Here is a 12175-nt window from a genome sequence, read left to right on the forward strand (position 1 = left end):
TCACCGTGACCACCACGACCGACCTGGTGTCGTACGAGGACGCGCTGGCGTCGTACGACCCCGTCATGGGCCTCGAGGTCCATGTCGAACTCGGCACCAAGACCAAGATGTTCTGCGGCTGTTCGACCGAGCTGGGCGCCGAGCCGAACTCGCAGACCTGCCCCGTCTGTCTCGGCCTGCCCGGCTCGCTCCCGGTCATGAACAAGACCGGTGTCGAGTCCGCGATCAAGATCGGTCTCGCGCTGAACTGCGAGATCGCCGAATGGTGCCGTTTCGCCCGGAAGAACTACTTCTATCCGGACATGCCGAAGAACTTCCAGACCTCCCAGTACGACGAGCCGATCGCCTTCAACGGCTATCTGGACGTCCAGTTGGAGGACGGCGAGGTCTTCCGTGTGGAGATCGAGCGCGCCCACATGGAGGAGGACACCGGCAAGTCCACGCACGTGGGCGGCGCCACGGGCCGTATCCACGGCGCCTCGCACTCCCTCCTCGACTACAACCGCGCCGGCATCCCGCTGATCGAGATCGTCACCAAGCCGATCGAGGGAGCGGGGGAGCGCGCTCCCGAGGTCGCCAAGGCGTACGTGGCCGAGCTGCGCGAGCTCATCAAGGCACTCGGTGTCTCCGAGGCCCGCATGGAGATGGGCCAGATGCGCTGCGACGTGAACCTCTCGCTGCGCCCCAACGGCACCGAGAAGTTCGGTACGCGCTCCGAGACGAAGAACGTCAACTCGCTGCGGTCGGTGGAGCGTGCCTGCCGGTATGAGATCCAGCGGCACGCCGCCGTCCTGAGCAGCGGCGGCACGATCATCCAGGAGACCCGCCACTTCCACGAGGACACTGGCTCCACGACCTCCGGGCGCGTGAAGGAAGAGGCGGAGGACTACCGCTACTTCCCCGAGCCGGACCTCGTCCCCGTCGCTCCGACCCGCGAGTGGGTCGAGGAGCTGCGGGCGGGCTTGCCCGAACTGCCGCGGGTACGCCGCAACCGGCTGCGCGAGGAGTGGGGGATCTCCGAGCACGACATGCAGTCGATCCTGAACGCGGGCGCGGTCGATCTGATCGCCGCCACGATCGAGGCGGGTGCCGACTCGGTCTCGGCCCGCAAGTGGTGGATGGGCGAACTGGCCCGGAACGCCAACGAGTCGGGGCGTCCGATCGACCAACTGCCGATCACGCCCGAGCAGGTGGCCCGGGTGACCTCGCTGGTCAAGGAGGGCTCCCTCAACGACAAGCTGGCCCGTCAGGTCATCGAAGGCGTTCTCGCGGGCGAAGGCACCCCGGACGAGGTCGTCGAGAAGCGTGGCCTGAAGGTCGTCTCGGACGAGGGCGCCCTCACGGCCGCCGTCGACGAGGCCATCGCGGGCAACGCGGCCATCGCGGACAAGATCCGCGGTGGCAAGGTGGCCGCGGCGGGTGCCCTCGTGGGCGCGGTCATGAAGGCCACGCGGGGGCAGGCCGACGCGGCCCGCGTCAAGGAACTGATCCTTGAGAAGCTGGGGGTCGAGGGCTAGCCCTCGCTCTGTCGCTTGAGGGGCGGTGCACCTGGGTTCAGGCGCACCGCCCCTCGTGTGTGCCGCCCCTGGGGACTCCGCCCCCAGCCCCCCGTATCGGCCTGGCGGCCTCGTCCTCAATCTCCCCAGCTACCGCTGGGAGGTGCCCCCAGACGGGCTCAAATGCGGCAACCGAACCGCCATAGGAAGCGCCAGCGCCATCAACCCCGCACAGTAGCGTCGTACGGAACCCGTCCGTAGCCGTCAGCGCCATGCCGACGGACGCGGCGATCTGCAGGATGATGCTCAACGCCGTGCTGCCCACGGCGACTTCACCTGTTTCTTGCGAGGAGGCCCCGGTGTTCACGCCGAGGGGGAATCGCATCCGGGTGTCGCGACGCTGAGCGTCGCCGCTCCCGGTTCAGGGCGCGGAGCGCCCGTACCGCTGTCGGCATCGCCGAGGGTGATGCGAACACGTGTGCCTGTGATCGCTGGTCGGGGTGGTGGCCGGGGGATCGGGGTGCGTGTGTGCTGGCGTCGTACATATGGTCCTTCGGAGAGGTTCGGGACGGCACCGTGGCCCGGCCAGGGGCCGTGAGGGGGCGAGATGGCGCAGGTGACGGCGGCTGCGGAGGCCGGGCAGGCCCGCTACACCTACCGGCTGCGCGTGTCGTCCACCGCCCGCACCGCCCGCACCGCCCTGGCGGCGGAGTGGGACCGATGCCGCTGGGTGTGGAACGAATGCGTCGCCAAGTCCAGGGCCGTACACCTGCACAACAAGTCCACCGGCCAGAAGGCCACCTGCGGCCCGGCGCAGCTCGACAGGATGCTGACCGAGGCCCGCGCCTGTACGCCGTGGCTGCGTGAGGGCTCGTCGGTTCCCCAGCAGCAGGTCATCCGGGATTTCGGCAAGTCCAGGGCCAAGGCGCAAAAGGACATCCGCGAGGGCGTTGCGCAGCACCGTCGGGCGGGGATGCCGACGTGGAAGACCAAGCGCGAGGCGCTGCCGACCCTGAACTACACCCGGCGCGGCTTCCGTCTCAAGGACGACCGGCTGCACCTGGCGGGCGGCATCGTATTGACCGTGGTGTGGTCGCGGGACCTGCCCGCAGAGCCGTCCTCGGTGCGCGTATACCAGGACAGCCTCGGGCACTGGTACTGCTCGTTCGTCGTCCCCGCCGAGGTGCAGCCGTTGCCCAAGACCGGCCGCGCACTCGGTGTCGACTGGGGTGTGAGGGAGACCGCGACCACCACGTCCGACGCGCACGACCTGCCGCACGCCGAGCACGGCAGGAAGGCGCAGCAGAAGCTGACCCGGTACGACCGGATGATGGCCCGCCGCAAGCCGAAGCAGGGGCAGGCTGCCTCGAAGGGCTACCGCGCGGCGAAGGAGCTGCGGGCGAAGGCGCACAAGAAGGTCGCCAGGCAGCGTGAGGACACCGGCCGCAAGTGGGCCAAGAAGGTGGTCCGCGACCACGATGCCCTCGCGGTGGAGGACTTCCGTCCGAAGTTCCTGGCCAGGACCACCATGGCCCGCAAGGCCGCGGACGCCGCCATCGGCGCGACCAAGCAGGCTCTGATCGAGATGGGCCGCAAGCACGGCAGGACCGTGCACCTGGTCCATCCCGCGCACACCACTATGGACTGCGCGCAGTGCGATGCGAGAGCCAAGCATCGCCTGCCGCTGGGTGAGCGCACCTACACCTGCACCGTGTGCGGAACCGCGTCTCCACGGGACAAGAACTCCGCACGCGTGATGCTCGCCCGGGCTGGTCTCAACCCGGCTGGTGCCGATGGCGGAAGACCTCCTGGAGCGCTGCTCCAGGAGGCGGCCTGAGCCGGGAATCCCCTCCCCTTCAGGGGGAGGGGAGGATTCAAATAAGCGTGCTGTGAAGTCCCTCGCATTTCTGTGAGTAAGTCCACGAAAACGGCTAACGATCTCTACGGCCTGCAAGAGTTGTCCACGTATTGCTCATGTGTTCTTTGCTCGGCGGTTCCCGGTAAAGATCCACAATCCCCACCCCACTGGGAGCTCGTTCGTGGCAGCACTCGCGCGCTGGTGTGTCAGGCACCGCCTTCTGGTCGTTCTGCTCTGGATCCTCGCGCTCGGCGGTACGACCGTCGTCGCAGCGGTCGCCGGATCCGCGTACTCGAACGACTACAAGGTGCCAGGCACGGAATCCGGCCGCGCCGCCCAGCTGCTGCAGAAGAGCTTCCCGGACCTCAGCGGGGACAGCGACACGATCGTCTGGCACACCGCCTCCGACGCGGGTTCCGTACGCGCCGCCGATGTCGAGCAGACGATGACGGTCACCCTCGACAAGATCGAGGAACTGCCCGGCGTGGCCTCCGTGACCGACCCGTACGACAGCCAGGGTGCCGGCCGGATCAGCGCAGACGGGCACACCGCCTACGCCTCGGTCACCTTCGACGAGCAGTCCAAGGACGTCGACAAGGCCGAAGTCCAGGCCGTCGTGGACACCGCCAAGGACGCCGAGACGGACGGCCTTCAGGTCGAGCTGGGCGGTAACGCCATCGGGCTCACCGAGTCCTCGGGCGGCCATATCGCCGAGGTGGTCGGCGTGATCGTCGCCGCCGTGGTCCTCTTCCTCGCCTTCGGCTCGCTCGCCGCCTCAATGCTGCCGATCGCCACAGCTCTGGTGAGCGTCGGCACGGCGTACGCCGGGATCGTGCTGCTCGGCCACCTCATGACCGTCGCCGACTTCGCGCCGATGCTCGGCATGCTGATCGGCCTCGGCGTCGGCATCGACTACGCGCTGTTCATCGTCACCAGACACCGGCGCGGACTCAAACGCGGACTGCCGGTCGCCGAGGCCGCGCGGACCGCGGTGGCCACCACCGGACGCGCCGTCGTCTTCGCGGGCGCAACGGTGTGCATAGCCCTGCTCGGCATGCTCATCCTGCGGCTCAGCTTCCTCAACGGCGTCGCGATCGCCGCGTCCCTGACCGTGATCCTCACCGTCGCGGCCTCCGTGACCCTGCTGCCCTCGCTGCTCTCCCTCATCGGCATGCGCGCCCTCAGCCGCCGCGAGCGCCGCCACCTGGACGAGCACGGCCCCCAGCCGGAGATCCCCACCGGGCTCGCCGCCCGCTGGTCCGCCTTCGTCGAGCGGCACCCCAAGCTGCTCGGAGTCGTCGCCCTCGCCGTCATGACCGTGCTGGCGCTGCCCACACTCGGCCTGCACCTCGGCACCTCGGACCAGGGCAACAACCCGGAGACCGCCACCACCCGCCAGGCGTACGACCTGCTGGCCGACGGTTTCGGACCCGGCGTCAACGGTCCGCTGACCCTCGTCACGGAGGTCGACACCGCCCAGGACCAGCTCGCCCTGAACAACCTCGACACCACGCTCCGGTCCACCGAGGGGGTCGCCTCGGTGACCCCGGTGACGTACGACAACGGCGGCGACACCGCTTACCTCACCGTCATCCCGGAGTCCTCGCCGCAGTCCCAGAAGACCAGCGACCTCGTCGACCGGCTGCGCACCGACGTGCTGCCCCGGGCCGAGACGGACACCTCGCTGGACCTGCACGTCGGCGGTGTCACGGCCGGCTACGACGACTTCGCCGAGGTCATCATCGGCAAGCTGCCCCTGTTCGTGGGCGTAGTGATCGGGCTCGGCTGCCTGCTGCTGCTGCTCGCCTTCCGCTCCATCGGCATACCCCTGAAGGCCGCCGCGATGAATGTCGCGGCCGTCGCCGCCGCCTTCGGCGTCGTCGTCGCGATCTTCCAGTGGGGCTGGGGGAGTGAGCTGCTGGGCCTCGGCAGCGCGGGTCCGATCGAACCATTCCTGCCAGTGATCATGGTGTCCGTGCTCTTCGGGCTCTCCATGGACTACCAGGTCTTCCTGGTCAGCCGGATGTACGAGGAATGGCTGGAGACCGGCGACAACCGGCGGGCCGTCCGCGTCGGCCTCGCCGAAACCAGCCGGGTGATCAACTCCGCCGCCGTGATCATGATCTCGGTCTTCCTCGCCTTCGTGCTCAGCGGCGACCGCGTCATCGCGATGTTCGGCATCGCGCTCGCCGCCGCGGTCGCGCTCGACGCCTTCGTACTGCGTACGCTCCTGGTGCCCGCCCTGATGCACATGCTCGGCGGCGCCAACTGGTGGCTGCCACGCTGGCTCGACCGCCGCCTGCCACGCATCAGCATCGAACCGCCCGAGTCCAGCCCTGCCGGCCCCTCCCATGCGACGATTCCGGCTGCGCGAGACGGCGCGCTGATGGACGTACTGGTGAAGGAGCGGCAGCAGGATGTACGCAATATCCCTGGGTGAGGACGGCGCCGAACTGAGACCCCTGGAGCCCTGGCACGCCGAGGAGTTCCTGGCGCACCTGGACCGGGGACGTGAGTTCATCGGGCAGCACATCCCCTTCGGGGCGAACGCCACGGATGCCGGCTCCGCGCGCGAACTCCTCCAGTCGTACGCCGACAAGCGCGCCGCCGACACCGGCAGCCTGCACGGGCTGTGGCTGGAGGGAAAGCTCGTCGGCGGTGTGCTGTTCCTGCACTTCGACGCCGAGCGGGGCACCTGCGAGGTCGGGTGCTGGCTGGAGCCGGCCGGCGCGGGACGCGGGCTCGTCACCCGCGCCATGCGGATCCTCGTCGACTGGGCGGTCGACGAACGCGGCATCCACCGTGTGGAGTGGCAGGCGTCGACCGCCAACGAACCGAGCATCAACGTGGCGCGGCGGCTGGGCATGAGCCGCGACGGCGTGTTCCGGGAGAGCTACCCCTACCGGGGCGTGCGCCAGGACCTCGAAGTCTGGTCCGTGCTCGCGCCGGAGTGGCGTGACGCACGCGCGCGTGCAGCTCGCGACGATCATTAAGACACTTCTCAGACAGCGTCCGTACGGTGCCGTGCATGGGATCCAAGACAGTTGACGAGGCCGGCACCGACACCGGCACCGAGGCAAAGCGCGACGAGGAGGACGTGCAGCTCACGAAGGACGGCGACACGGCCGGGGACCAGGCCGACGCCGAAGCGTACGAGGACGACGACGAGCAGGCGTACCCGGACTCCGGTGACGGCACCCGTGCAGGCGCGAGCGGTTCCGGCGTGGGCCAGGGTGCCGCCGCCGTCGTATCCGCCGGACTCGGCATCGTTTCGCTGACGGGCAGCTGGGTCGGCACCGTGGCACAGGCCCGCGACTCGCTGTACGGGCAGCTGGAGACGGCGCAGCAGTCGAGCGTGGGCACCCAGCTCAAGGAGTTGTACGGCGACTCCTGGAACGCCAACGCGTTGGTCGCGGGGTTCTTCGCGCTGGCCGCACTGATCGTCGGCGTCGTGGTGCTCGTGCGGCCCGCGTTCGGGAACCCGGACCGCGTACAGGCCCCGTGGACCAAATCGGTCGCCTGGGCGGGCGTCTCGCTCGGCGTCATCGGTCTGCTGCTGGCCGCCCTCAAGTACTCCGACATCCTGCTCTCCGTGCCCGCCGGCAGCTGAACCGCCTACTGGGAAGCAGTCTGGAAACCGCACGTCCTGAGGGGCCTTAGGTCCGCCGCGAGATTCTTACGGCAGACCTAAGGCCCCTCCCGTGCGCAAGATGCGGAACTCTCCCGATGCGAGGCACCCCCCTTGGAGACGAAGGTTGAGGCATCGCACAAAGCGAAGCCCGAAACCGACTTCTTCACGAGGGGTACGAGATGTTCGCGTACGAGCTCCAGCAGATCCGTTCCGCCGAGATGATCCGCGAGGCCGAAAGCTACCGGATGGCGCGCGAGGCCGTCCGCGCCCGCCGAGCCGCCCGCCGCTCAGCGAAGGACGACACCGAAGGGCAGGTGAACCGACGCCCGCACCCACGCCGCCACCGCTTCGCACGCGCTGCGTAATGCCGGCCGGGGAAGGCGCCAAGAGCGCCGGAGGTGCCAGCAGTGCCGGGAGTCCGGGGGGACTCCCGGCACTGCGCCGTGCGGGGCTGCCGCCACACCGTGCAGGGAAGTCAGGGACGGGCGGGCCGCCGATAATCGCTGCCGCGCTGTCAGACCCCTGTGCGATGCTCGGCGTCGTGGAGACCAGGTCCGTCAGTCCGGTTTTCGTGGGTCGCGCCGACGAGCTGGACGTGCTGAACGACGCGCTCGCCCGCGCTGCCGCGGGCGAGCCACAGGCGTTACTGGTCGGCGGTGAGGCGGGCGTCGGAAAGACACGTCTCATCGAGGAGTTCGCCGGCGCGGCCGACCGTGCGGGCGCAGTCGTGGCGCTCGGCGGCTGTGTCGAGATCGGCGCCGACGGGCTGCCCTTCGCCCCGTTCTCCACCGCCCTGCGCGCCCTGCGCCGCCGGCTTCCCGACGAGCTGTCCGCAGCGGCGGCCGGGCAGGAGGAGGAGCTGGCCCGGCTGCTGCCCGAGCTGGGCGACACCTCGCGTGGGCGGCACGACGAGGAGGGCATGGCCCGCCTCTTCGAGCTCACCGTCCGCCTCCTGGAGCGCGTCGCAGCCGAGCGCACGGTGGTCGTCCTCCTGGAGGACCTGCACTGGGCCGACGCCTCGACCCGTCACCTCCTCGCCTACCTCTTCCGTACGCTCCGCAGCGGCCGGCTCGTCGTCGTCGCCACCTATCGCGCCGACGACGTCCACCGCCGCCATCCGCTGCGCCCGCTGCTGGCCGAGCTGGACCGCCTGCGCACGGTCCGCCGTATCGAACTCGGCCGCTTCAGCCGCGCCGAAGTCGGCCGCCAGATCGCCGGAATCCTTGCCTCCGAGCCCGCCCCGACCCTCGTCGACGAGATCTTCGAACGCTCCGACGGGAACGCGTTCTTCGTCGAGGAACTCGCCGTGGCAGCGAACGAGGGCTGCCGCACCGGCCTCACCGACTCCCTCCGGGACCTGCTCCTGGTCCGGGTCGAGAGCCTGCCCGAGAGTTCGCAGCGGGTCGCCCGGATCGTCGCGGAGGGCGGCTCCACCGTCGAGTACGCGCTGCTCGCCGCCGTGGCGCAGCTCTCCGAGGACGATCTCATCGAGGCGCTGCGGGCCGCTGTGGGAGCCAACCTCCTGCTCGCGACACCCGACGGGGACGGCTACCACTTCCGCCACTCCCTGGTGCGCGAGGCCGTCGCCGACGACCTGCTGCCCGGCGAGCGCTCCCGCCTCAACCGGCGCTACGCCGAAGCACTGGAGGCGGACCCGACGCTCGTACCGGCCGATGAGCGTGCCGCGCGCCTGGCCAGCTACTGGTATCACGCGCACGACGCGGCCAAGGCCCTGCCAGCCGTTCTCGACGCCTCCGTGGCGGCCCGTCGCCGGCACGCCTACTCGGAGCAACTGCGGCTCCTGGAGCGGGCGATGGAGCTGTGGGACTCCGCCCCCGACGCCGTGCGCGCCGAGCTGCGCCCAGTCGACTACGCCGAGGCCTATCCTCCCTGTGGCTGCGCCCCGGCTCCGCCGTGCGGCTGCGACCCGGTCAACAAGCCGCTGACCTATCTCGACCTGATGGCCGAGGCGGCCGTCGCGGGCCGGCTCTGCGGGGAGCGCGAGCGCGCTCTGAAGATCACTAAGCGGGCCCTTCATCTCCTGGAGGGCGACGACGAGCCCCTGCGCGCCGCCTGGTTCTGGACCCAGCGCTCCCGACTGGTACAGGCACTGGGCCGCGGCGACGGCTGGAAGGAACTCGGCACCGCCCAGGAGCTGGTCCGCGGTCTGCCGCCCTCGGAGGTGCACGCCGAGGTCCTGGCGACGGTCGCCGGCTGGTCCATGCTCCATACACCGGGGCCCGAGGCCCTGACGGACGCCGAGCGCGCCGTGGAGTACGCGCGCATGGTGGGTGCACGAGAGATCGAGCTGAACGCGCGGCTCACGCTCGGCGGACTCATGGTCGAAGCGGGGGACATCGAAGCGGGCCTCGCCGAGTTGTACGAGGTCCGGAGCCAGTCGGTGGAGCTCGGGGCGGCCCGGGAGGTGGGCCGCAGCTATGTGAACCTGCCGGGCACTCTGGAAGGCATCGGCCGTTCCAAGGAGGCCGTCGGCATCCTGCGGGACGGTCTTGAACTCACCGGGAGAATGGGTCTGTTGGAGTCGGAGTCCTGGGTGTGGGACAACCTCTCGGATTCTCTCTACTCCCTGGGCCAGTGGGAGGAAGCCTGCCAGGCCGCGACGAACGCTCAGCATGCCCTCCCGAGCGCCGAGCCACGTGGCGGCGCGTGCCTGCGCTTGAGCGACATCGCGCTCGCCCGGGGGAATCTCGCCGAGGCGGGCCGCCACCTGGCCGCCGCCCGTGACGCGTACGGCACCCACGACCTCATGCCGCAGAACTCGCTGCCGCTGGCCCGGCTCACCCTCACTCTCGCCGCGGCCGAGGGCCGCCTCCTCGACGCCCGCGACGAACTCGACCGCGCCCTGGAGGCCGGCCTGCCACCCGGCACCCAGCGCTACGGCTGGCTGCTGCTGCTCGCCGCCGTCACCGCGGAGGCCGACGCCCGCGGTCTGCCCGCTGCCGAGCAGGGCCGCGCCGAACACATCGAGCGCATCCGCGAGAGCGCCAAGCAGCTTGCTACGAACGTGCCGCTCTGGGGGGCGTACGAGCGCTGGGTGCGCGCCGAGCTGCTGCGCGCCGAGGGCAGGGACACCCCGGCCGACTGGTCCGCCGCCGTGACCGCCTTCGAGCCGCTGGAGCGCCCGTACGACCTGGCCCGCGTCCGCCACCGCCTCGCCGAGTCCCTGCTGGCCTCCGGCCTGGGCGACGACGATGCCCGCGACCGCGCCACCGAGCTTCTGCGCCTGGCCGGAGCCGTCGCGGGCCACCTCCGCGCCCGCCCGCTCGCCGAGTCCATCGCCCTGCTCGCCCAACGCGCCCGCCTCACCCTGACGCGCACCCCTCGGGCCCCCGAGCCGCCGGCCCTCACACCTGCCGACCCGGCCGAGGCGCTCGGCCTGACCAGCCGGGAGCGCGACGTTCTGCGCCTGGTCGCCGCCGGCCGCAGCAACCGCCGGATAGCCGAGGAACTCTTCATCTCCCCGAAGACGGCCAGCGTCCACGTCTCCAACATCCTCGCCAAGCTGAACGTCTCCGGCCGCGGCGAGGCAGCGGCCCTGGCCCACCGGCTACGGCTGTTCCCGTCCGAGACACCCGCTGCTGAAGCGGCAGGGTGAGGCTTACGCTGTAGAGGACCCCGGGCCCAGGGAGGCGCCGTGTTCAACATGCTCGAGCAACTGTTCGCACCCGGCCGCAAGCACACCCAGGACGAGCGCAACCGTCTGGAGATGACCCGCGAGGACGCAGGGGACAGCGACCCGGGCCGCGGGCCGATAGACCTCACGTCCGGCAAGGTCGTCGTACGCCTGCCTGCCCAGACGCCCGCGGAACCGGACGCCGACGCGGACTGAAAGCCTGTCCGGTGCCGCCGCCCTACGTCACCTCCAGCTCAAGGATCTTGTCGTCCCCGTCGTCCGGTGTCCCCCGGCCGTCCGTTTCGCTGGTGACCAGCCACAGCTTGTTGTCGCCCGCCGAGACCACCGTGCGCAGGCGCCCGTGCTCTTCCTTCAGGAAGGCCTGGGGGTCGGCCGCCGTCTCCGTGCCGTTCAGGGGGATGCGCCACAGGCGCTTGCCGCGCAGGCCCGCCATCCAGATGGAGCCCTCCGCGTAGGCGATGCCGCTGGGGGAGGCCTCGGCCACGCCCCACTGGGCGACCGGGTCGTGGTACTGGGAGTCGTCGGACTTGCCCTCGGCGTCCGGCCAGCCGTAGTTGTCGCCCGGCTCGATGTGGTTCAGCTCGTCCCAGGTGTTCTGGCCGAACTCAGCGGCCCACAGGCGCTTTTCGGAGTCCCAGGCCAGACCCTGCACATTGCGGTGGCCGTAGGAGTAGACGGGGGAGTCGAAGGGGTTGCCCGGCGCCGGCTCGCCGTCCGGGGTCAGGCGGAGGATCTTGCCTCCCGTGGAGTTCTTGTCCTGGGCCAGTTCGGCTTCGTACCGCTCGCCCGTGCCGGCGTAGAGCATCTTGTCCGGGCCGAAGGCGATCCGCCCGCCGTTGTGATTCGTGCCCTTCGGGATGCCCCTGAACACCGTGTCGGGTGCGCCCAGCTGCTCACCGGCCGGCTTCTTCTCGTCGTACAGCATGCGCACGATGCGGTTGTCCGACGCCGAGGTGAAGTATGCGTAGACCATGTGGTCCGAGGCGTACTCCGGTGAGAGCGCGAGGCCCATCAGGCCGCCCTCGCCGGCGGCAGCGACGCCCGGTACCGAGCCCACCTCGGTCTTCTCGCCGCTCTCCGTGTCGACCCGGGTGATCGTCCCCTCGTCTCGCGAGGACACCAGCAGGTCGCCTTCGGGCAGTGGCGCGAGGCCCCACGGTGTGTTCAGACCCTCGGCGACGGTCCGCACGACCTTCACGGAGCCCTTCGCGGGTGGCGCCCCCTCGGTCGCCTGCCCGCCGGGGGAGGACCCCGATTCCGTACGACTCGGGGAGGCGTTCGCTCCGCCGTCCGACCCCTCCCCGTCGCCGGAAGAACAGCCGGCCGTCAGCAGGAGGGCGGCAGCGGCCAACACGGCCGTCACAGCTCGACGTTGCACGATCTGGATCCCTTCGACGCGGCAGGTTCTACTGTTCATACACCGCAACCGCCTCACAGGTTCCCGATCTCCGCACGCGAAGTGCGACGAGATCCGGACGCGCATCACGGCGAGACCTTTAGGCAGTCCCCGAACCACCCTCGCTCATCAAGCTGTG

9 protein-coding genes are annotated in these 12175 nt (G+C 70.2%); 8 read left to right on the forward strand and 1 reads right to left on the reverse strand.

The features are described 5' to 3' along the window. Positions 1-5: 5 nt before the first annotated feature. The 8 genes from gatB (at position 6) to ABD357_RS22960 (ending at position 10835) form a co-directional block, all read left to right on the forward strand. A complete protein-coding gene (gatB, locus tag ABD357_RS22925) occupies positions 6-1517 on the forward strand; it encodes an Asp-tRNA(Asn)/Glu-tRNA(Gln) amidotransferase subunit GatB (protein WP_344392519.1) in 1512 nt (503 codons plus the stop codon). A gap of 586 nt (positions 1518-2103) precedes the next feature. After that, positions 2104-3333, forward strand: coding sequence for an RNA-guided endonuclease InsQ/TnpB family protein (locus ABD357_RS22930; RefSeq protein ID WP_344392520.1), 1230 nt, complete (start codon positions 2104-2106; stop codon positions 3331-3333). Between the two features lie 202 nt (positions 3334-3535). Beyond that, positions 3536-5794 (forward strand): MMPL family transporter, encoded by a 2259-nt coding sequence (locus tag ABD357_RS22935; RefSeq protein WP_344392522.1) that lies wholly within the window; start codon positions 3536-3538, stop codon positions 5792-5794. Further along, positions 5772-6347 carry a GNAT family N-acetyltransferase gene (locus ABD357_RS22940; RefSeq protein ID WP_344392524.1) on the forward strand — a complete coding sequence of 192 codons (576 nt, stop codon included), beginning with the start codon at positions 5772-5774 and terminating at the stop codon, positions 6345-6347. Before ABD357_RS22935 ends, ABD357_RS22940 begins: the two co-directional genes overlap by 23 nt. A 35-nt stretch (positions 6348-6382) precedes the next feature. Next, a complete protein-coding gene (locus ABD357_RS22945; RefSeq protein WP_344392526.1) occupies positions 6383-6964 on the forward strand; it encodes a hypothetical protein in 582 nt (193 codons plus the stop codon). Between the two features lie 200 nt (positions 6965-7164). After that, complete coding sequence (locus ABD357_RS22950; protein WP_344392527.1) at positions 7165-7350, forward strand: hypothetical protein; 186 nt, start codon at positions 7165-7167, stop codon at positions 7348-7350. A 164-nt stretch (positions 7351-7514) separates the two neighbouring features. Beyond that, entirely contained in the window at positions 7515-10601 is a 3087-nt protein-coding gene (locus ABD357_RS22955; protein WP_344392528.1) for a helix-turn-helix transcriptional regulator, read from the forward strand. Positions 10602-10640: 39 nt separating this feature from the next. Beyond that, positions 10641-10835 (forward strand): DUF6191 domain-containing protein, encoded by a 195-nt coding sequence (locus ABD357_RS22960; protein ID WP_344392531.1) that lies wholly within the window; start codon positions 10641-10643, stop codon positions 10833-10835. 22 nt (positions 10836-10857) lie between these two features. Here the strand turns inward: ABD357_RS22960 and ABD357_RS22965 are convergent, their stop codons facing one another. Continuing rightward, on the reverse strand, positions 10858-12057 hold the full coding sequence (locus tag ABD357_RS22965) for a PQQ-dependent sugar dehydrogenase (RefSeq protein WP_344392533.1): 1200 nt from the start codon (positions 12055-12057) through the stop codon (positions 10858-10860). Between the last annotated feature and the right edge of the window lie 118 nt (positions 12058-12175).

It is taken from the genome of Streptomyces vastus (assembly GCF_039532825.1).
GTDB classification, from domain to species: Bacteria; Actinomycetota; Actinomycetes; order Streptomycetales; family Streptomycetaceae; genus Streptomyces; species Streptomyces vastus.